The sequence below is a fragment of the Yinghuangia sp. YIM S10712 genome, from assembly GCF_051388935.1.
GTDB lineage: Bacteria > Actinomycetota > Actinomycetes > Streptomycetales > Streptomycetaceae > Yinghuangia.
Window position 1 is genome coordinate 198,265 of sequence record NZ_JBPKBI010000011.1, and the last position, 21,048, is coordinate 219,312.

Here is a 21,048-nt window from a genome sequence, read left to right on the forward strand (position 1 = left end):
AACGCCGGTTCCGGGCGCTTCCATCATGACCAGCCCGGCAGACACCGTAACCGGACGGGCCGTCCCGCCGCGGGCCGGCGCCGGACGACAACTTGTGTGAGTGTTTATTCGTCGGAGTCAGGCGGGTCGAGTTGTCGGAGATAGTCGCCGATGAGTGCGATGACCTCATCGTGGCCGTCTGTGAGTCCCACAGCCCGTTCCATCGCGATGGAACGGGAGACACCATCGATCAGCACGCTGGCCGCGGCGGGTGACAAGGCCCCGTTCGCGGCGCCTTTGCTGAGGATGCGGGCGAAGGCCTTTTTCTCCAGTTCGCGGGCTCGTTCTCCGTACGCGGCCACTTCCGCGCGGATCGTTTCATGGCTTTGGGCGAGTGCCATGAACTCGGAGATGATCCTCACGTCCTCGGCCCCGCGGGGGTCGGTGCTGATTTTCCAGAGCGACTGTAGGGGTTGGCGTGTGGCGAGTGCGCGCGCTTGGCGTCGCAGGTACGCCTCGGCGCCCCGCCGGTAGACGGCCAGGAACAGGTCGTTCATGGTCTCGAAGTAGTAGTGCACCAGCCCGGAATGGACGCCGGCTTCGGCGGCGACGCGCCGTGCCGTGACCGCGGTGTGCCCTTCCTTGAGCATGAGTTGCGCCGTCACGTCGATGAGGAGCGTCCGGGTTTTGGATTTCTCGGTGTTCCTGCGCCGGGTGGTGGACGAGGCGGTCTCCTTGGGACGGGAGCGCGACGGCTTCGAGGTCTCGTCGGACGGGGTGGGAGCCGGCGAATCCGGCGTTCGCCGAGCCGGGGGAGGCGCCATGGCCACAGCTTATCCAGGCCTTTCGCCCGTTCGTCACCGAGGTGGCGGCCTGGGGCGGGGGCAGGGCGGCGCGGACAGGGCGGACAGCTTCGCAGGCGGCGTGCCGCCGCGGCACGCCGTCCCCAGTCGGCCTTTGCCTGCCCGACGGGGGGTTGACCGACCCCCCTTCGGCTGTTAGACATGCGACCAATCAATTTGGACGGTTGGCCAATGCGATCTTCGCCTTCCCTCGGTCGTCGTCCTGTTCCGCCGTCAAGGCGTTTGTTTGGAGNTTGACCGACCCCCCTTCGGCTGTTAGACATGCGACCAATCAATTTGGACGGTTGGCCAATGCGATCTTCGCCTTCCCTCGGTCGTCGTCCTGTTCCGCCGTCAAGGCGTTTGTTTGGAGTCATGCGATGGTCGATGTGGAATCAGTGGACTTCTTCACCGATCCGGCGGTGCTGCACGATCCCTATCCGTACTTCGACGAGCTGCGCGGGCGCTGCCCGGTGCACCCCGTCGCGCATCCTGGCGTCGTGGCGGTGACCGGGTACGCGGAGGCCGTGGAGGTCTACCGCGACACGAACGCGTTCTCGTCGTGCAACTCGGTGGCCGGCCCCTTTCCGGGACTGCCTGTCAAGGCCGAGGGCGACGACATCAGCGCTCTGATCGAGCAGTACCGCGACCAATTGCCGATGGCCGACTTCCTGGTCACGCGCGACGGTGAGACCCACGCCGCGGAGCGGGCGCTGCTGCGCAGGCTGCTCACGCCCGGCCGCCTCAAGCACGTCGAGGAGAAGATGCGGGGGTTGGCCGACGAGCAGATCGACGAGTTCATCGGCAAGGGCACGTTCGAGGTCGGCTCGCAGTACTCGGACGTCTTCTCGCTGCTGGTGATCGCGGAGCTTCTGGGGGTTCCCGAGGCCGACCGCGAGGAGTTCCGCGCGCAGCTCGGCGTGGAGAAGCCGGTACCGGACGCCGACGGGCCCGCCCACGTGATCACGGGCAATCCACTGGAGTTCCTGCAGCAGCGCTTCGTCGGGTACATCGAGGACCGCCGTCGGGAGCCCCGCGAGGACATCCTCACCGAACTGGCGCTCGCGACCTACCCGGACGAAACCACCCCCGACGTCGAGGTGGTCGGGCGGCTGGCCTCGTTCCTGTTCGCGGCGGGCGGAGACACATCCGCGCGCCTCATCTCCTCGGCCATGCACATCCTCGCGGAGAACCCCGAGTACCAGGACATCCTGCGCGGCGACCGGCGCAAGATCGCGGACTTCGTCGAGGAAACGCTGCGCCTGGAGAGCCCCACGCAGAGCGACTTCCGCCTCACCAGGGTGACGACGGAGCTCGAAGGCGTCGAACTCCCGGCGGGAACCATCGTGGCCGTGCACCCCGGCGCCGCCAACCGCGACCCCCGCAAGTTCGACGAACCCGACCAGTTCCGCCTCGGCCGCAGCAACGTACGCGAACACATCGCGTTCGGGCGCGGCCCCCACTCGTGTCCGGGGGGTCCCCTCGCCCGCGCCGAGGCGTGTATCAGCATCGAGCGCTTCCTCGACCGGATGTCCGACATCCGCATCTCCGAAGCTGAGCACGGGCCTGCCGACGCCCGTCGGTTCGAGTACGAACCGACGTTCATCCTGCGCGGCCTGACCAACCTCCATCTGACGTTCAGCCCGATCGGCTGAGCGCAGTCGTTCTCGGGAAACCTAGGCGGACGCTTCGGATTCCCTCTGTCGAATTCCTTCGAAAGGCGTGGACAAATCGTGGTGAGTCGCGTTGCCGTGGTGACCGGCGGTGCATCGGGAATCGGTCTCGGGATCAGCGAGCGCCTTGCCGCGCGCGGGGACCGGGTGGCCGTGCTGGACCGGCAGGGCGACGCCGCGAAGCGCGCCGCGGACACCCTGCGGGCCGGCGGTGCCCAGGCGGTGGGTCTGGAGGTCGACGTCAGCGACCGCGCGGCGGTCGAATCGGCGATGGAAGCGGTGCGCCGGGAGTTCGGGTCGATCGAGATCGCCGTCACAAGCGCCGGGATCGCCGCCGAACACCCGTTCACGGACATCACGCAGGAAACGTGGGACCGGGTCCTGGCCGTCAACTTGACCGGTACCTTCAACTGCCTGCAGACGGTGGTGCCCGACATGCTGGAGGCCGGCTGGGGGCGCATCGTGACCATCTCGTCGTCGAGCGCTCAGTCCGGCGGCCCGAACCGTGCGCACTACATCGCCTCCAAAGGCGGGGTCATCGCGTTGACGAAAGCCTTGGCGGTGGATCTGGCCCCGCACGGGATCACCGTGAACACGATCCCGCCGTCCATCATCGACACCCCGATGGCCCAAGCGGAGGAGGCGGCCGGGCGGTTCCCGGGCGTCGAGGCCATCGCGGCGGTGACACCGGTGCGCCGGGCCGGTGTGCCGGCCGACGTTGCCGCCGCCTGCGAGTTCCTCTGCTCCGACGACGCCGGGTTCATCACCGGCCAGCAGATCGGCGTGAACGGCGGCTGGTACCTGTAACCCGGCACTGCCCACACCGGCCGCCGCGTACCGCGATCGTTGACCGGCGGCAGGTCGCGGATCGGTCCGACCTCGCCCGTTGGCCGGTCGCTGAAGGGCCCGCCGGCGCCGTGATCGACACGAAGCCACAGCCGCTTGAACTGCAAAAACGGAGTACCCATGCGCGTAACCGCCGACCTCAACACATGCGAAGGCCATGCGATGTGCGCTGCCATCGCCCCGGACGTCTTCGAACTGAGCCCCGATGACCAGGTCATCGTGCTCGACCACACGCCCGACGACGACCTGGCGGCCGACGTCCGTGCCGCCGTCGCGGCCTGCCCGCGCCAGGCGCTCGCACTCGTCGACGACTAGCGGCCGCGGCGTTCGGGGAGGCAGGGCCCCGGAGCCAAGGCTCGCGTGGACGGGTAGGGACGCCGGGACGCTTACGGGAGCAGGGACCGGCGCTTCCTGCCCAAGGGGACCGAGACCTGTCCGAGGAACATGTCGCCGTCCCCGCGTAGTGCCCGTGCGGAAGATCCCGCGCGGGCACTACGTGCGTTCGACGCGATCCCCCGTCGAGGTTCCCAGGTGCTCGCCTGACGCTGGAGCCGCGAACCGCGACTTCGCTCGGCTCATGTACTTCGGCCGCCCCCGCCCGTGACCACGAAATGCCCGTCGGTCCTCGGCATCCGTCAGGACACAGAACGCGCCGGATGATGAGCAGGTCGCGCCGACGCAAGGACCTCGGCAAGAACATCCGTACCAGCAGAAGGAGTTTCATCGATGAGCAGCAAGACCTATCGTGTCGTGCAATGGGCGACCGGGGGTATCGGGCAGGCCTCCATCCGGCACCTGGTGGAAAACCCTTCCATGGACCTCGTCGGCGTTCTGGTGACCAACCCGGACAAGGTCGGGAAGGACGTCGGCGCAATCGCGGGAGTCGCCGATGTCGGCTTGGCCGCGACGGACGACAGGGACGAGATAGTCGCGCTGGACGCGGACTGCGTCCACTTCGCCCCCTTGGTCCCGGACATCGACATGGTGTGCCGGCTCCTGCGTTCCGGGAAGAACGTCGTCTCTCCTCTGGGCCCGTTCCATCCGACGGAGTACTGCCGCGCGGATGTCGAGAAGATCGAGGCGGCCTGCCAAGAGGGCGGGGTCTCGTTTCATGGCTCCGGGATTCACCCCGGCTATGCGGGCGACATCCTTCCGCTCACCCTTGCCAGGCTCGCGGGTCGGATCGACCGCGTCCGCGTCTACGAGTTCGCAGACTTCCAGAAGCACCCGTCGCCGTGGATGGAACGCATGGGGTTCGGGCGGGACCCCGAGGAGTTGGCCGCGAATCCCAGTCGGCCGCCTGAGGTGATCAACCACTTCGCGCAATCCATGGCCATGATCGCGGAAGGCCTCGGCAAGACAATCGACGGCCTTGCGTCGGAAACCGAATTCGCCATTGCTACAAAGGACATCACGCACGCGGGCGGCGTCATTCCCGCGGGCACCGTCGCGGGCCAGAATTACGCATGGTCGGCCCTGGTGGACGGCAAGCCGCTCATCACCTTCCACACCATCTGGACTGTCGGCCATGAGGACATGGAACCCGCGTGGGAACGCGTCGACGGCCGCTACCGCATCGTCGTCGACGGCGACGCGTCGCTGGAGCTGACACTCGACGACAAAGCCACCGGCGGAAACTGGACCGCAATGGCCGGCCTGACAGCCATCCCGGCTGTCTGCGCCGCCGAACCCGGTTTCGTCACCCACCTCGACCTGGGCGTGGTACAGCCGCGCGGCCTGGTTCGCTGAATTGACCGCCGCTTGACTCCAGCCACCACCCGGAAAAAGATGTTGCCCCGCTCAAGCACGCATACCTCAACGCGCTCGCCCCTACAGCTTGCAGCGGTTGCCGACCCAAAGGGCCGGCACGCGTCAGCCAGTCGCTGAGGGGTCAGCTCAGAGAAGGCGAGGCGGGTACCTGCTGTGCGGCGGCCCAAGAGGCGAGGATGCGCAGCCGCTCGTGGGTGGGGGAGTCGGGGGCGGCGGTCCAGACGGTCAGCTGCTGGTCCGGGTCGGTGCTGGCGGTGAGGGTGTCCCAGTCCAGAACGAGTTCTCCGACGACCGGGTGGTTGAGGGTCTTCGTGCCCACGGTGCGGGCGGCGACGCGGTGGTCGCCCCACCACTGGGCGAACTGCGCGTCGCGCATCGAGAGTTCACCGACCAGTTCGATCAAGCGGGGGTCGTCGGGGCATTTCGCGGCCTCCATACGCAGCTGGGCGACGGAGATCTGGGCGGAGGCCTCCCAGTCGGCGTACAAAGTGCGCATGGCCGGGTCGGTGAACTGGATCCGCGGGTAGTTGCGGTGCTTCTCGGGCAACCGGGAGAAGTCGGTGACCAGGGCGGCGGCGAGTGAGTTCCAGGCGAGGATGTCCCCGCGTCGGCCCTGGACCAGGGCCGGCGTCGAGGTGAGGTCGTCCAAGAGGCGCTGCAGCTGCGGCTGGACCTTCTGCCGGCCGCGGCGCCGGGGACGGGCGGTGGTCTTGCCCGCGAGCTGGAAGAGGTAGGCGCGTTCGTCTTCGTCCAGGCGCAGGACGCGGGCGAGGTCCTCCAGCAGCGGCGCTGATGCCTGCATACGGCCCTGTTCCAGGCGCATGTAGTAGTCGGTGCTGATGTTGGCGAGCTGGGCGACTTCCTCGCGGCGCAAGCCGGGCACCCGGCGCGTCCTGCTGTTCTCGGGCAGGCCGACCATGCGTGGGCTCAGCCCTGAGCGGCGCTTCTTGAGGAATTCTCCCAGTTCGTTCAAGGAGGCTTTGCCGGTCATGCTCTCCAGCATGGCACCGGTTGCCGCCTGGGTGGGTGGGAGGGTTTCCTCCCCAGGTTGCGCTTCTCCCGGGATGCGTTTCTCCTCTTTTCGCGCCCTGGGGTGCGTGTGAGGGTCGATGGTGAGCAGCCCCGGGACTTGCCCGGCAGGAAGACTGCGTCCACCGATCCCACGCCGTGAAGGAAAGCACCACCATGCGCGGAACCGTCATGTACGCCCCCGGCGATGTGCGCTACGAGCACCGCGACGACCCGAAGATCGTCCATCGGACCGACGCCGTCATCCGCACGGTCGCCACGTGCGTGTGCGGCTCGGATCTGTGGCCGTACCGCGGCAAGGACCCCGTCACGGAGCCTGTCGCGATGGGGCACGAGTACGTCGGCATCGTGGAGGAGGTCGGGAAGGACGTCACCGCCGTCAAGCCGGGCCAGTTCGTCGTCGGCTCGTTCTGCATCGCCGACAACACATGCCCGAACTGCCGTAACGGCTGGCAGTCCTCCTGCCTGCACCGCGACTTCATGAGCGCCTGCCAGGCCGAGTACATACGCATCCCGTACGCCTCGGGCATGCTGGTCGCCCTCGGCGAACACCCGGGTGCGGAGTTCGTGCCCAGCCTGTTGGCCGCCTCGGACGTGCTGGGCACCGGCTGGTACGCCGCCGTCGCCGCCGAGGTCCGGCCCGGCTCCACGGCGGTCGTCGTCGGCGACGGCGCGGTCGGCCTGAGCGGCGTGATCGCCGCCAAGGAGCTGGGAGCGGAGCGGATCATCGCCATGAGCCGCCACGAGAACCGGCAGAAACTTGCTTTCGAGTTCGGCGCCACCGACATCGTCGCCGAGCGCGGCGAGGAGGGCATCGCCCGCATCAAGGAGCTGACCGGCGGCATCGGCGCCGACAGCGTGCTGGAGTGCGTCGGCACCGAACAATCCATGCAGCAGGCCGTGCGTTCCGCCCGGCCCGGCGGCAACGTCGGCTTCGTCGGCGTTCCGCACAACGTCACGCTCGAAGGCCAGGAGTTGTTCTTCTCCCAGGTCGGCCTGCGGGGCGGCCCCGCCCCCGTGCGCCGCTTCCTGCCTGACCTGGTCGACCGGATCCTGGCCGGCCGGATCAACCCCGGCAAGGTCTTCGACCTGACCCTGCCCCTGGAGCAGGTCGCCGAGGGCTACCGGGCGATGGACGAGCGCCGCGTCATCAAGACCCTGCTCACCCCCTGACCCTGCATGCTCATCCTCGGGGCCGGGCATCGGCCCCAACCCATCCGTGTGAGGTAACTGAACGTGACAAATTTTGCACTCATCGGCGCCGGTCCTGGACTGGGACTGGCCTGTGCTCGGCGCTTCGGCGCCGCCGGTCACCACGTCGCCCTGATCTCCCGCAATCCCCGGCACCTGGACGAGCTGACGGCCGAGCTGGCTCGCGACGGCATCCGGGCGCGCGGCTTCGCCGCCGACGTCCTGGACACCGCGTCCCTGACCGCGGGCCTGCGGGATGCGGCCGAGGCCCTGGGGCCCGTTGAGATCCTGCAGTACAGCCCGGTGCCCCGCGCCGACTTCATGAAGCACGTCCTCGACACCCGCGCCGACGATCTTGACGCCCCGCTGACGTTCTCCGTCAAGGCAACTGTCAGCGCGGTCCACGCTGTCCTGCCCGGGATGCGGGATCTGGGACGCGGCACGCTGCTGTTCGTCAACGGCTCCAGCGCGGTGCGCCCGAACCCCAGCGTCGCCGGCACCTCCATCGCCTTCGCCGCCGAAAGCGCGTACGCCCGCATGCTCCACGACGCCCTTGCCCCGGAGAACATCCACGCCGCACAACTGATCATCCCGGGAGCCATCCGGCCCGACGCAGAGCACAGCAGCCCCGCTGTCCTCGCCGAGCGCCTGTACGCCATCCACACGGAACGCAGCGGCTTCCGGCACTACGCCGAGCCCATGCCCGACTGAACAACCGGGGACAGCCTTGACCTCCGCACCCTGTCGAGCTCTGGTCCGCGCCACGCTTGCAGCCGCCGTTCTGCTGCCGGCCACGGTGGCTTGCTCGAACGACTCGCCACAGCCCACATCGTCGCCCGCACCTTCTTCATCCGCGCTGTCGGAACGGCGGGAGACACCGGCCTCCGACACTTCCGGCCCCGACAGGAACACGGTCATGGACATCCGTGTCACTCTCGACGGCCGACCCGTCGACGCCACCCTGAACGACAGCCCTGCCGCCCGTGACCTCGCCTCCCTACTGCCGCTCACCTTGAGCCTTGAGGACTTCCATGGGACAGAACGCATCGGCTACCCGCCCCGCAGGCTGAACACCTCCGACGCCCCTGAACCGACTGCGGCCAAGGCCGGCGATCTCGCCTACTACGCGCCGTGGGGCAACCTGGCTATCTTCTACCGCGACGGCCCCTCCGCCGACGCGGACCTCCTCATCCTCGGCCACGTCGACGCGGACGCCGACCAACTGGCCGCAGCCGACCGCATCACCATCGAAGCTGCCTCCTGACTCTGTCGACCACTTGTACGGGGAGAGGTTCGTGCGTGCCCTGCACTGTGGGAAGCCACCTCCGGCCTACTGTCCTTCGTCGTCATCCACGGCAGTCAGACGCGCTGACCACGCGACATCGAGAAAGGAACCGCACCCGTGAACCCCACGTACGACTTCAGCGGCCAGGTCGCTTTCGTCACCGGAGCCGGCTCCGGCATGGGCCTGGCCACCGCCCGGGCTTTCGCTCGGTCAGGTGCCGGCGTCGCGCTGACCGACATCGACGAAGCCGCCCTGCACTCGGCCGCCCGGCAACTCGCCGACGAAGGCCACGACACGCTGACTCTCACCTGCGATGTCACCGACGAGGAACAGGTGGCCGCTGCGGTCGACCGCACTGTGGAGACCTTCGGCCGCCTCGACGCGGCGTACAACAATGCCGGCATCCAGATCCCGCCCAGTGACGCAGCCGACGAACCCGCCGACCGATTCGACCGCGTCAACGCCATCAACCTGCGCGGAGTATGGGCCTGCATGAAGCACGAACTGCGGCACATGCGCAGCCAAGGCAGCGGCGCCATTGTCAACTGCTCATCCCTCGGCGGCCTCGTCGGCATCCCCGGCCGCGCCTCCTACCACGCCTCCAAGCACGGCGTCATCGGTCTGACCTCCAGCGCCGCCCTCGAATACGCCCCTCGCGGCATCCGCATCAACGCCATCTGTCCCGGCACCATCGACACTCCGATGGTCAGCGACATGATCAACAAGGGAGAACTCGACCGGGCCGAAGCCGAGGCCAACCAGCCGATCAACCGCCTCGGCACCGCCGACGAGATCGCCCAGGCCGTCCTGTGGCTGTGCAGCCCTGGCGCCGCCTTCGTCATCGGCGTCGCCCTCCCCGTCGACGGCGGCTACGTCGCTCGCTGAACACCGCGCCCACGTCGACCTTGCTGCCAGACCCTGTTCGGTCGCGCTTGGGTCCCAGGCCGCGGGCAACCCGATGACCGCGTCGGTCGCGCGGTCTCGGCGAATACGGCTGCCGACCGACGGGCCGAGCGACCACGGTGGGCGGTCCCGCGCCGACGGCGCTACCGCGCGTACATCAGGAGTTGACGGCGAAGGCTGGCCTGCGGTCGCAGTGTGCGCGGCGCGGGCATCTCCTTGGTCCGCTGCTTCCCCCACGACACCGGCAGGCGCAGCATCCGAGTATTTCGGCAACTTCCCAAGCAACGGGAGTATCAATGAGTACCTGACAGACCCCGGCGGGTCGGCGGCGCTTTCATGCGACGGACTGTTCGCGGCAGTAGGAGCGGTAGGTCGCCGAGGTTGTGAGGAGCGCTGTGTGGGTGCCGATGCCGGTGATGCCTCCCTTCTCGACGATGGCGATCCGGTCGGCGTTGCGGATGGTGGTGAGGCGGTGGGCGATGACGAGTGAAGTCCTATCGCTGAGGAGCCGGTTGAGGGCGGTTTGCACGGCCCGTTCGCTTGCGGCGTCGAGAGCGCTGGTGGCTTCGTCGAGGACGACGATGGCGGGGTCTTTGAGCATGACGCGGGCGATGGCGAGGCGTTGGCGCTGTCCGCCGGAGAGGGTGACGCCGCGTTCGCCGAGCTCGGTGTGGATCCCGTGATCCCAGGCGCGGACGAACTCCCAGGCGTTGGCGGCTTCGAGGGCGTTCTCGATCTCCTCATCGGTGGCGTCGGGTTTGGCGGGGCGCAGGTTCCGCGCCAGGGTTCCGCTCATGAGAGGCGAGTCCTGAAAAACGATGCCAACCGCCGCGCGGACCGACGCCTGCGTCACGTCGCGTAGGTCTTGGTTGTCGATCGTGACGCGGCCGTCGATCGGGTCGAAGAAGCGGAGCAGGAGTTGGGCGACGGTGGACTTGCCGGCGCCGGAGGAACCGACGAGTGCGACCGTTTGCCCGGGGCGGATCATCAGGCTGAAGTCGTCGAGGACGAGGCGGGAGAGGCGTCCGGGGTAGGCGAAGGAGACGTTTTCGAAGGCGACTTGGCCGCGAGTGACGGTCAGGTCGGGGGCTTTGGGCTGGTCTTGGACGGTCGGTTGTTCGTCGAGGAGTTCGGCGGCGCGTTCGCCGGCGGTCAGGCCGACGATGACCTCGGGCAGGGTGGTGATGACTTGGGTGAGGGAGCTTGCTCCGCGCAGCCAGAAGCCCCAGATGGCGACGACGTCACCGATGGTGAGGCTGCCCGACGCGGTCCGCCAGGCGCCGACGAACAGCAGCACGAACGGTGCGACGAAACTCAGGTGCATGCCGAGAGGGTCGGCGAACCGGTGCTGCAGGCGGGCCAGCGATTCGGATCCTTTGCGGACCTTGTCAGTGCCGCCGCGCACGCGGGCGAGGGCCTCGTTCTCGGCGTTATAGGCCTTGAGGAGGGCGTTGACGCCGAGCATTTCCGCCAGCATCCCGGAGGTCTTGCCGAGGTCGTCCCTGATCTCGCGGCTGCGGCGGCGCAGGCGGGGCAGGACGAGCAACGTCCAGCCGACAGCAACTGCCAGCAGCGCCAGGGCGATCAGGGCCATCCACAGGTCAACCCACGCGATGAGCCCGACCGAGATCGTCAACAGGGCCACCGCCCACCACAGGGCCAGGCCCTGCCACACCGTCAATTCCAGGCGCTCGACGTCCTGGTTGATGCGGGCGGCGACGTCGCCGACATGGGAGCGGTGGAAGAAGTCGACCGACAGGCGCTGCACGTGCTCGTACAGCGTCCGGCGCAGGTTGTTCGCCCACCGCGCCGCGCCGCGCCGCGTCCAGGTGTGCGCGAAGTACGCCGCGGTGATGAACGTCGCCGAGATCCCGACCGCGGCGATCAGCGGCCCCTGCCACCCGGCACGGAGAAACTGGTCGGGGTCCGCGTCGATCCGGTTCAGCACGACCCGGAACACGGCCGGAGCCAGGCTCTGCGCCACGGCGTCCACGAGGATCAGCGCGTACCCGGCGATGAGCATCCGCCGACCGTCGCCGGCATGTGCGAATAGCACGCGCAATGAATGCAATGTGCCCCCGCCGGGGTTACTCTGCGTCGGCATAACCGTGCTCTGTCAACGCGCGGAAACACGCACGCGTCTGCGTCGGCAAGCCCGCCTCCCCTACCACGGTGGTCTCTTCCTGTTCGAAAATCAGAAATGTCGCCGGTCGCGTCGTGGTTACGCAGGCCGCGTGTCCGTCGGGTTGGTGTGGTCACGCAGTATGTCGGTGACGCGCTCGCGGAGTTCGGCCAGCGCGCGGCCTCCGTCGGCGCGGTCTCCGTCGCGCGGCAAGACCGAAGCCGGCGTACATGACACGCCGTTCGTGGAGTCGCGGCGGCGTCGACTCGTGAAGGGTGCAGGACAGGTGCACGGTGAGGTCGCCGGGCACGGTGGGGACCGCGACGACTGGCAAATAGGGTTCGGTCTTGGCGACCTCGACGGGCATCAATATCCGGTGCGAGCCGGCGATGACGCGCAGTTGGCCGTTCGCTTCGCTGCTTTCCGTGACGGAGATACCCACGACCGTGCTGGAGCATCTGTAGGCGTGCCGTCCGAGGTGGCAGTCGCGGTGGAACGAGACGTCGGACGGGCCGGCCACGACGCCGACGGGCTTGATCAGCGCCTCAATGCAGCGTCCTTGGACCGGGCCCTGGACGAGGTCGTCGTCGGCGGCGATCACGCGGCGCAGCCGGTCCCATCGGTCGCCGCGCAGTATCGCGGCGGTGGTCGGTGAGTGTTCGACAAACTCCTGGAGCCTGACGCACCGACGGGTGCCGTCCGCGAGCGTGGCCCACCACGAACGGCCGTCTCCTTCCCGGTAGTTCGGAAGCACCCGATCGATGTCGTCGGAGATCCGCCGCATGTCCGCGGGGTCGGTCCAACCGCGCAGGTGCAGGTAGCCCGCCTCGCGCAGGAAGTGCGCGATGTCGGCGGGATCGTCGTCGGGGGTGAACACGCGGTCCAGGGCGAGCGGGTCGCCGTGGCGGTCGTGGAACGCGAGCGCGTCGTCGACGACCGGCCAGCCTTCCAGCAGCGACAGCCACAGTGAATCCCACACCGAGATGTCGCGTTCGCTGCCGCCGCGGTATCGCAGGTTGCGTGCGGTGAGCATGCTGTTGAAGGAGCGTTGGTTCTGCACCCAGTCGGAGAACTCCTCCGCGCTGAAGGTGACGACGACGGCTCCGTCCGCGATGCCGGGGGAAGCGGTCAGCGTGTCTCCGGCCCTCGTGAACGACCATGCCTGGTCGCTGACTTCGACGGCGAGCGAAGGAGCGTTCAAAACTTCGATTCCCCGCGCCACCACAGCGCCATTGCGCGCGGCCAGACTGGGGAAGTCCGCCACGACGAACGTCTCGACGTCCACATGGCGCAGGTCGGCGTCCCGACGCGTACGGCGGTCCAAAGCGACAGGCATACTGTTTCCTCCCTCTCATACCGCGTGCGGAAGCGTCGCGGACGGTACGAACGAGTGCGCCGCCCGGACGACCGGGCCGGTCGCGAACGCACCACCACATCCCGGCGGGCCCTCCCAGCAGGAGGGGACGGTGTACGAAAACGTAACCATCGTTTATATTTCCGAACTATAAACGGACGTTAAGCTGACGTGTCAAGAGTCGCCCGACGGAAGGAACACCCCGTGGCCGCAGCCCAGTCCAAGACAGCGCTTGGCCGAGGGACGCCGCGCGGGCCGTACCGCAACGGGAACGAGACCAGGGCCCACATCGTGGAGGCTGCGGCCAAAGTTTTCGCCGAACGAGGCTATGCCGGCGGCTCGCTGCGCCAGATCGCCGCCGAGGTCGGAGTCAGCGCGGCCAGCCTCGTGCAGCACTTCGGCAGCAAAGAAGGCCTTCTCGGCGCCGTCCTGCGGCACTGGGACGCCAAGGCCCCCCATCCCTCGCACGCGGACCAGGTCGGCATCGCCTTCTTCGAAGCACTGCCCGACCTGCTGCGTTACCACATGGAACACCGCGGCCTGATCGAACTGATCCTCACCCTCCGCGCCGAGGCCACCAGCGACACCCACCCCGCCCACACGTATATCCGCGACTGGCAGCGCCAGGCGGTGGACGAATACTCCGCCAAACTCGCCGAAGCCGTCGCGCACGGCGACATCCCGCCTATGACCGCCCAGCAGATCAACTCCGAAGTCCGCGCCCTCCTGGCGGCCATGAACGGCATGGAGTCGGAATGGCTCATCGACCCCCGTCTCGACCTCCTCGGCCTCTTCGGCGCGCATCTCCACGTCACCCTCGCGCGATGGCGGGACGGCCGCATCATGCACGGATGACAGAGGTCGACGCCGTCGGACTGACAGTCATCCAACAAGACGGCATGCTGTGCCGACGTGGCCACTCCCCGAGGTGGCGAGACTATTTGCATAACGCCAGGAGTAAGGGTTGTTCACCGGCTTGGCTGTCGCGCGGTCCACATCGACGCGCCGCCGTTTGTTCGTGCGGCTGGGGAAGTGCCCGGTAGTGCGGGGGGTCGCCTCCCCATCGCCCTCGCGCGTTGCCCGCCGGCCCCCGGGCATGGTCGCTGGCCATTTCGTGAGGGTGCCTTTCGTCGTTCGGGCGGAAGGTCAACTGACGGGAGCGAGTTCGAGGTCCGTCGTCTTTTGGGCGTAGCATTGCTTTGTAGCGATTTGCACCGGACTTGAGTTCGTCAAAGTGCTTGCAGGCCCATGCCGTTCGTGTCCGTGGGTAGTCAGCCTGCGGGACCACGACGGGACCACACGGTGTGCGCGGGAGGGGACGAACTACATTCAATCGCACGTCCGTTCGTGCGCAACATAGCGTCTGACCTGCGGCTGGGGGTCAAGGGGTCGCAGGTTCAAATCCTGTCGTCCCGACCAGCGTTTACGCAGGTCGAAGGCCGTTCTCTCCGCAAGGAGGGGGCGGCCTTTCCGGCGTTCTGGCCCCGGTGGTCGCAGGGTGGTCGCGTTCCGCCAGTGGCCGCGGGTGCCCGTTCCCGAAGTCGGCGACGTGCAAAGGCAGATCAGCTGTCGAGGTCCGTCGGCCTGCGCCATGTGGTGGTCGCAGGGTGGTCTCGTCGTCGGGACGCACCAGGTCGGTGACCTGCTGGAACCAGCTCCGAGGCTGACGCGGGACGACGCCGCGCGTCGGCCGGCCCCCGTCGAGATGCTGCTCCGCTTGCGCGAGGACGCGCTGGATGGTGGTGACGGCGGCGCATGCCGCCGGCCTGGTCAGGTGCGCGTAGATGTTCGCGGTGGTCGACAGCGTGGAGTGCCGCAGAGTCTTTGACACCACCACGAGCGGGACGCCGGCTGCAATGGTCAGCGTGGCAGCGAGGTGCCGGAGGTCGTGCATGGTGATGCGCCGCAGGTCGAGTTCTTTGGTCAGACGCCGGAACCTGTCGAGGAGTGTCTGGGGCCGCAGCGGGCGGCCGTCGGGACGGGTGAAGACCAGGTCGGCGAACGGTCCGCTCTGCGGGCCGGCGGGCTCGCGCTGCTGCTGTTCGGCGCGGTGCCGGAGTGCGTCGGCGACGCGTCCGGAGATGGCGACCCAGCTCCTGCTGTTGCGGGTCTTGGGTGCGGTGATGACCAGGCGGCTGTTGTCGACGCAGGAGAGAGTGTAGCGGATATAGAGGACGCCGGCCTCGAGATGGACGTCGTTCCAGTGAAGTCCGAGCGCTTCGCCTTTGCGCATGCCGGTGCCGATGAGGACTTCGCACAGGTCGGCCATGAGCGGGTCGTGGATGTGGGCGTACTCGAGGAAGCGTGCGGCCTCTTCGGCGGTCCACACCACGCGTTCGGGGCTGGGCGGGCGGCTGATGACGGGTGGGGAGGCGGGGTTGGAGGCCAGTCGGTGCTGGCGGACGGCGTCGCCGAGGGCGCTGGAGAGTGTCGCCAGGCACCGGTAGAGCGTGGTGGTGCCGCGTCCGGCGGCAAGCTCCTGCTGGACGAAGGCCAGGATCTGCCGGTACCCGAGGTCGTCGAGGCGCAGCGCGCCGAGTCCGGGGACGAGGTCGTTGCGGACGTAGTCCCGGTAGCGGGCGTACGTCGTCGGCTTGAGGACGAGCTTCTTCGCGGCAAGCCAGCCGTCGAGGTATTCGGCGACGGTCTGGTTCGGGTCGGCGTCGAAACCGCACGCCTCCCCGTCCAGGAGTCGGCGCAGTGCGGCGTGGGCGGCGGTGTGGCTGGGGAAGCCGCTGCGGCGCACGGTGGTGCGGACGCCGCGGGGTGCGGGGACATCGACGGCGAACGCCCAGGTCCCGTGCGCAGGGTCAGTGGCGAGCCGGGGGCATCGGGCGCCGAGCTGGTGCCGGGCGGTGTCGCGGCAGCCGCAGCGCCGGTAGACACGGCCGCGGGTGGAGGAGCGCATGGTGATCGCCTCCGGTGGAGCAGGATCCCCGGGCACTCCCAGTGTCCACCCGGCGCGACCACCAACCCCGCGCACACCGTCTTGACCTGCCTGTTTCCCCTTGTCGTAGCGTCAAGTGCGCTCGCGATCCGGGGCCTGGCAGACGTCGGGCGGTGCGGCCGAAGGGGTCGATTGCTGCGACCACGCCTGCCGCCCGCCAGCCACGGGCGTATGGGATCGACCTGCCCGATCCGGCGGCCCCGGACGTTACTGATGCGCCGCCTCGTCAGGGGAGTGGTCCACCGCGACCACCTTGTCGACGGTGACCCAGGAACGGAGTGTGTTGAGCGCGCTGTCGGGGAGTTCGTGCGTGAACAGAAGTACGAGGTTGCAGCGGGCGCGGGAACAGGCCACGTAGAAGAGGTTGCGGGCGCGCTCGAAGCGCTTGAGTTCCTCGTCCGACAGGCTGTCGCGGGTGGCGTACCCGGCGAGCATTCCGGGGAAGTCGTAGAGGTTCCATCCTCCGAACACGGCGACGACGTCCGGGTATTCGGTGCCCTTGACTCCGTGCTGCGTGGAGAAGGGGGTCGCCTCGGCGATGTAGTCGCACAATGCGATGACCTCTCGGTACGAGGTGTCGCGAAGTTTCCCGTATTCGACGAGGCGCCGGCCGCCTTTCCCGTCCGTCTCATCCGGCGGTTCTGTCAGGGACGCCTGCCAGTCCCGATGCCTGCCGACCACTGCGTCGGGGACGCTGAAGTACCGTTGCGCGAGCACCACGTCCAGTACGTCACCGACGGTTCCCGACATCCGAGCCTGCTCGATCAGGCCGAAGAGCGAGGACCACGCGGCCTTGTCACTGCGGCGATGGAGCCTGGGGCGCGAGCGCTTCAACGTGTCGAAGAGGAGTGCGTACTTCCGGTCGCGGAAGTACGCACATGCAGGCTCGACGAGGTCCGCGAGGAGCGCGATGACCGCGTCGTTCTTGCGTACGTAGTCGTCGTTGTTCCGATAGATCCGAGCGATGCTGCGGAAGCCCAGCTCGCCTGCGATGGCCGTGTGGGTCAACATCAGGATCTTGGCCTCGTCCAGGTTGTCCTGGCCTTGTCGTCGCGCGGCATCGGCGCGGACCCACGACAGCGTCTTCCTGAGGACCTCGTCGGGGAGATGGCCCTTCTGAGAGTGTGTCCCGCGCGGCCCGGTCCAGCCGTTGGTGTGGTAGACGGTCACCGATCCGGCCTCTGCGTCGGAGGCTGTGGCCTGTGGCAATTCGGGGCGAATCTTGTTGAGAAAGTCGACGACGGCGATTCCGGAACGCCAGTTGACGCGCTTTTGAATGGTGATGACGTCCGGGCGGCTGATCAGCCCGCAGGACCTGTCGTAGATCTGCTGCCAGTGGTCGCCGAAAAACCCGTACGTCGGGCTCGAGATCGTCGTGGCGTCCGCCGACAGCATTGCCTCCGCCAAGCCCTCAGGCGTGTCCTGGTACTCATCGACGAACACGACCGGGAAGCGGTCCGCGATGAGGGACCGGAACTTGGGGAAACCCAGGAGACGAATGGCGAGTTCTGGGATGTCCTCGTGATGCAGCGCGACCCGATGTTCATCGATGCGGCGGAAACCGAGATCGTACTCGACCGTGCGGTTCCCGAGCGACGTGAGACCGTCGAGATGCCTTGGCCAGGACTTCAGGCTCGGAATCTCCTGGCGCAGGTGCTTCTGAAACCTGGAGATGGCCTCCCACAGGAACCCGTGGATGGTGGCCGCGAAGACGTGAGGGCTATCGTCGGTCCGCCGGACGATCTCATTGCATGCCACATTGGTGTACGTGACGCAGGCGATGCGTTGGCCAGCGCGCGGCAGGAAGGTCGCACGGTTGTCGAGCACGTGACGCAGTGCGTCGATGAGTGAAGTCGTCTTGCCCGAGCCGGCTCCGGCGTCCAATCGGAAGTGCTGACGCCGCTCCACGGCCGCCACGATCCGGCGCAGGGTTGCTTCGCTTTCCTGCTCCGCGGAGAGCACCTGGTTCGGCGTGCTCATCCGACTTCCCTCTCCGCCGACGCGGAGAGGAATGCTTCGCCCGCTGGGAGTAGGTCGACGGTGGCTGTACTGGGGCGATCGACAAGCCACTCGAGGCCGCGGTGGATGTACCGGGGGATGTGCCATCCGCCTGTCTCAACAGCGATATGCAGAGCGAAGTTGCTCTTCTTGTGTCCGGCAGCCTCCTCCATGGCGGCGGCCTCGGCCGCGACGACACCTACCGCGGCAGCGGCGTCCAGAGGGAACAGTTCCGGGTTCGCCAGGATGAAGGCGTCCTCGAACGTCCTGCCGCACGGGCCATCCGGCAGTTCGGGAACCTGGTAGGCCAAGGCACGGCAGCCGACCGTGGGCAGGCCGTCCCCGGCTCGCTTGAGCAGGCTCGTCGGCGACGTGTCCTCGCCGTCGAGCCACACCTTGATGCCCTGGTTGCTGGTTTTCGTGCCCTCGTGGACGCAGCACTTCTGCAACTTGCCCGTAGCCGGGTTGGCCGAGACGGAGTCCATGTCGGTGATCACCAGAGTCCGCAATCCGAGGAAGTCGACGAACGGATAGAACAGATGAGCGTAGTTGCCGCCGACTTCGACGATGCTGATGTATTGCGCCGACAACTTCTCGAGCCCGCAAGCCTTTCGAAGCCGATCGAACTCGGCCACTGCGGCCGGCACGAAGATGCGTTCCGTCGTGCCCTCGACCAGGATGGCCTTGTCGGCGAAAAACAGGTCGGCACGCGTCAGCGTCAGGTACTTGTGGAGGAAGTCGGTGTCGATGCCGGGTGCGTCGGCGAGGCTGAGGACGGTGGAACTGGTCGCTTCGGTCGGATCTCCGTCGGTGCAGGCTCGAAAGTACCTGATGGAGGGGAAGCCCGCCTTGTTGGCGATGTGCGCGGAGTGCGTCGTCACCACGAACTGGACGTTCCACGGGTTCCGTGACCCCTTGGTATGGGGGAACTTCGCCTTGAAGACGCCGAGTTGGTGGATGAACACCTCTTGCATCTGCGGGTGCAGGTGGGCTTCCGGTTCCTCCAGGAAGACCAGATGCGCGGCATCCGGGCTCTGCTGGGTGTCGTACGTCCGGTAGTAGACGAACAGGGTCAGCAGGATCATCAACAGGTTGCGATGACCGAGCCCGGTGTAGGACTCCGGCAGCTCCACACCAGAGGTTCCCGGGTAGCGGATGCTGGTGAAGTTGCTCATGAGACGGCGGGCGTCCAGTGTCGTCCGGGCGGTGATGTTCCGATTACCGAGTCCGGGATAGCCGAACTCGGCGACCGTCGGGGCCATTTCGTCGTACGTGTCCTGCACCCGTTGCGTCAGCTCCTTGGCGACGATCCCAAGAGCGTCGTCCATTTCCTCGGAGAGAAGCTTGAGGAACGAGCCGTCATCGGCCTGTGAAGCCATGACGAAGAGCGACTCCAGGACCTTCCCGAGCTGATCCTTCGGGCGCTCCTTCTCGTCATCGAGTCCACGCTGCGCCTTGACGAAGTCGATGTGGACGGCCTTCGCGACGTCGGACAGTGCGACTTGGCGCACGTTGTCCACGTCTGTGGGATCGACGGCCCACGCGGTGCGTTCGAAATCGTAGGGAATCCTGGGCCCCACCAGGTCCAGCAGCAACGCCTGCTCGTCACCCGGTACGAGGGAGTCACGTACGCCGCGGAAGAACTCCTTGAGCCTGCCCGGTTTGAGGGCGTACTTGATGTGGATGACTGCTTCGTTGCAGTCGGGATCCAAGTCGACGATGAGCGGCCCCAGAGGACCGTACGACGGCGTCTTCGGGTCGTACGTGATCAGGACCCGGACGGTGATCTCGGGCAGGATTTCTCTGGCCGCCGCCTCATCGCCCACGTCGAACTTCTGGAAGGCGCCCAGAAATTCGCCGTGGGATTCTGTCGAGAAGTCCTCGATCCTCAGGCTCGGTTCCCCGGAGCGCAGCATCTTGCCCAGCGCATCCGCCAGCGACGTCTTGCCCGTGTTGTTCCTCCCCACGCACACCGTGACCTGCTCGTCCAGTCGCACGGTGACGTCTCTGAGCAGACGGAAGTTCTTGACCTCCAAGCGCGAGATACGGGGACGATGCGGCTCGGTGTGGTCGAGCGTTGCTTCCGACGGTGTGTTGTCGGCCAAGGCCGCTCCCGCGCAATCGATCCCCGCCGCGGCAAGCGAGGGCATCGCAGCACGGCACATGGCAAACGGAAGTCACGGCACGGCGACGCCCCAGACCCCCAGTTGGCGAATCCTGTCACGTCTGGCGGGCAGAGGAAGCGGAGTTGCAAAAAGTCGTCCTCATGCGGTCTTGCCGGTACGAAATCTCAGTTTGGTAGTTCGGCGGTGGCGAGGGCGTCTTGTACGGCGAGGACTGAGGCGCACTGCTGGCCGGGTGAGGTGCGAGTACGTGTTCGCCGTCGTTGAGATCGTGGAGTGTCGAAGTGCCTTGGATACCACGGTCAGCGGGACACCAGCGCTGATCGTCAGGGTTGCGGCGAGGTGGCGTAGGTCGTGCAGGGTGGTCCGTGGGACGCCCGCTGCGTCGGAGAGTTTCCGGAACCGGTTGAGGACGGTCTGCGGGCGGAGCGGTCGGCCGTCGTCGCGGGTGAACGCCAGTCCGGCATAAGAATCGCTGCGCGAACTGGTGGTGCGTGGCTCGGCGAGGGCGCGTCGTCGGAGTGCTTGGGCGACGCGTGGGGAGATCGCGATCCAGTTCTTGCTGGCGCGGGTTTTCGGGCTGGTGAAGACCAGTCGTCCGTTGTCGACGGCGGAGAGTGTGTGGCGGATGTAGACGACGTTGTTGTCGAGGTGAACGTCGTCCCAGTGCAGGCCCAGGGCTTCGCCCCTGCGCATGCCGGTGCCGATCAGCAGTTCGCACAGGCCGGCCATGAGCGGGTCGGTCTGGTGGCAGTGCTGAAGGAACCGCGCTGCTTCCTCCGGAGTCCACACCGTCCGTTCCGGGCCTGCGGCCGGGGGAACATGCTCAGCCGAGTCGGGTTGAGCCGGATCCGGCGCTGGCGGACTGCGTCCGTCAGCGCACTGGACAGAGTGGCGACGCAGTTGTGCAGGGTCGGTCTGCCGCGTCCGGCCTTCAGTTGCTCGCGGTAGACCGGGCATTGGCGGAGTTTAACGGGCTGATCGGG

At 67.4% G+C, this 21,048-nt stretch carries 17 protein-coding genes; 9 read left to right on the plus strand and 8 right to left on the minus strand.

The window, feature by feature from the left end:
• Window positions 1-104: 104 nt before the first annotated feature.
• The gene (locus tag ACRX5W_RS22180) at window positions 105-803 is read right to left on the minus strand and encodes a TetR/AcrR family transcriptional regulator (protein ID WP_436789988.1); all 699 of its coding nucleotides are present in this window, start codon (window positions 801-803) and stop codon (window positions 105-107) included.
• 398 nt (window positions 804-1,201) lie between these two features.
• On the opposite strand from ACRX5W_RS22180, the gene ACRX5W_RS22185 reads away from it, so the two are divergent.
• The 4 genes from ACRX5W_RS22185 to ACRX5W_RS22200 all read left to right on the plus strand — a co-directional run bounded on the left by ACRX5W_RS22185 (window position 1,202) and on the right by ACRX5W_RS22200 (window position 5,089).
• Entirely contained in the window at window positions 1,202-2,476 is a 1,275-nt protein-coding gene (locus ACRX5W_RS22185; RefSeq protein WP_436789989.1) for a cytochrome P450, read from the plus strand.
• Between the two features lie 81 nt (window positions 2,477-2,557).
• Window positions 2,558-3,301 (plus strand): SDR family NAD(P)-dependent oxidoreductase, encoded by a 744-nt coding sequence (locus ACRX5W_RS22190; protein WP_436789990.1) that lies wholly within the window; start codon window positions 2,558-2,560, stop codon window positions 3,299-3,301.
• 159 nt (window positions 3,302-3,460) lie between these two features.
• Complete coding sequence (locus ACRX5W_RS22195) at window positions 3,461-3,655, plus strand: ferredoxin (protein WP_436789991.1); 195 nt, start codon at window positions 3,461-3,463, stop codon at window positions 3,653-3,655.
• 411 nt (window positions 3,656-4,066) lie between these two features.
• Window positions 4,067-5,089 carry an NAD(P)H-dependent amine dehydrogenase family protein gene (locus ACRX5W_RS22200; protein ID WP_436789992.1) on the plus strand — a complete coding sequence of 341 codons (1,023 nt, stop codon included), beginning with the start codon at window positions 4,067-4,069 and terminating at the stop codon, window positions 5,087-5,089.
• A 142-nt stretch (window positions 5,090-5,231) separates the two neighbouring features.
• Here the strand turns inward: ACRX5W_RS22200 and ACRX5W_RS22205 are convergent, their stop codons facing one another.
• Window positions 5,232-6,101 (minus strand): helix-turn-helix domain-containing protein, encoded by an 870-nt coding sequence (locus tag ACRX5W_RS22205; RefSeq protein WP_436789993.1) that lies wholly within the window; start codon window positions 6,099-6,101, stop codon window positions 5,232-5,234.
• 194 nt (window positions 6,102-6,295) lie between these two features.
• On the opposite strand from ACRX5W_RS22205, the gene ACRX5W_RS22210 reads away from it, so the two are divergent.
• The 4 genes from ACRX5W_RS22210 (at window position 6,296) to ACRX5W_RS22225 (ending at window position 9,500) form a co-directional block, all read left to right on the plus strand.
• On the plus strand, window positions 6,296-7,312 hold the full coding sequence (locus ACRX5W_RS22210) for a zinc-dependent alcohol dehydrogenase family protein (RefSeq protein ID WP_436789994.1): 1,017 nt from the start codon (window positions 6,296-6,298) through the stop codon (window positions 7,310-7,312).
• A gap of 63 nt (window positions 7,313-7,375) precedes the next feature.
• On the plus strand, window positions 7,376-8,041 hold the full coding sequence (locus tag ACRX5W_RS22215; RefSeq protein ID WP_436789995.1) for an SDR family NAD(P)-dependent oxidoreductase: 666 nt from the start codon (window positions 7,376-7,378) through the stop codon (window positions 8,039-8,041).
• A 205-nt stretch (window positions 8,042-8,246) separates the two neighbouring features.
• On the plus strand, window positions 8,247-8,594 hold the full coding sequence (locus ACRX5W_RS22220) for a cyclophilin-like fold protein (protein ID WP_436789996.1): 348 nt from the start codon (window positions 8,247-8,249) through the stop codon (window positions 8,592-8,594).
• Window positions 8,595-8,732: 138 nt separating this feature from the next.
• The gene (locus tag ACRX5W_RS22225; RefSeq protein ID WP_436789997.1) at window positions 8,733-9,500 is read left to right on the plus strand and encodes an SDR family NAD(P)-dependent oxidoreductase; all 768 of its coding nucleotides are present in this window, start codon (window positions 8,733-8,735) and stop codon (window positions 9,498-9,500) included.
• Window positions 9,501-9,852: 352 nt separating this feature from the next.
• Here ACRX5W_RS22225 and ACRX5W_RS22230 read toward each other — a convergent pair whose 3' ends face one another.
• Window positions 9,853-11,541, minus strand: a complete 1,689-nt coding sequence (locus ACRX5W_RS22230; RefSeq protein WP_436789998.1) for an ABC transporter ATP-binding protein — start codon at window positions 11,539-11,541, stop codon at window positions 9,853-9,855.
• Between the two features lie 232 nt (window positions 11,542-11,773).
• Window positions 11,774-12,976 carry a phytanoyl-CoA dioxygenase family protein gene (locus tag ACRX5W_RS22235; RefSeq protein WP_436789999.1) on the minus strand — a complete coding sequence of 401 codons (1,203 nt, stop codon included), beginning with the start codon at window positions 12,974-12,976 and terminating at the stop codon, window positions 11,774-11,776.
• A gap of 222 nt (window positions 12,977-13,198) precedes the next feature.
• On the opposite strand from ACRX5W_RS22235, the gene ACRX5W_RS22240 reads away from it, so the two are divergent.
• Window positions 13,199-13,849, plus strand: a complete 651-nt coding sequence (locus ACRX5W_RS22240; RefSeq protein WP_436790000.1) for a TetR/AcrR family transcriptional regulator — start codon at window positions 13,199-13,201, stop codon at window positions 13,847-13,849.
• A gap of 568 nt (window positions 13,850-14,417) precedes the next feature.
• On the opposite strand, the gene ACRX5W_RS22245 is transcribed toward ACRX5W_RS22240, so the two are convergent.
• The 4 genes from ACRX5W_RS22245 to ACRX5W_RS22260 all read right to left on the minus strand — a co-directional run bounded on the left by ACRX5W_RS22245 (window position 14,418) and on the right by ACRX5W_RS22260 (window position 20,854).
• Window positions 14,418-15,902, minus strand: a complete 1,485-nt coding sequence (locus tag ACRX5W_RS22245) for a tyrosine-type recombinase/integrase (RefSeq protein WP_436790001.1) — start codon at window positions 15,900-15,902, stop codon at window positions 14,418-14,420.
• 246 nt (window positions 15,903-16,148) lie between these two features.
• Complete coding sequence (locus tag ACRX5W_RS22250) at window positions 16,149-17,921, minus strand: UvrD-helicase domain-containing protein (protein ID WP_436790002.1); 1,773 nt, start codon at window positions 17,919-17,921, stop codon at window positions 16,149-16,151.
• A complete protein-coding gene (locus ACRX5W_RS22255) occupies window positions 17,918-20,044 on the minus strand; it encodes an ATP-dependent nuclease (protein ID WP_436790003.1) in 2,127 nt (708 codons plus the stop codon). The genes ACRX5W_RS22250 and ACRX5W_RS22255 overlap by 4 nt, the downstream gene beginning before the upstream one ends.
• Window positions 20,045-20,203: 159 nt before the next feature.
• Window positions 20,204-20,854 (minus strand): site-specific integrase, encoded by a 651-nt coding sequence (locus ACRX5W_RS22260; RefSeq protein ID WP_436790004.1) that lies wholly within the window; start codon window positions 20,852-20,854, stop codon window positions 20,204-20,206.
• Window positions 20,855-21,048 lie beyond the last annotated feature (194 nt).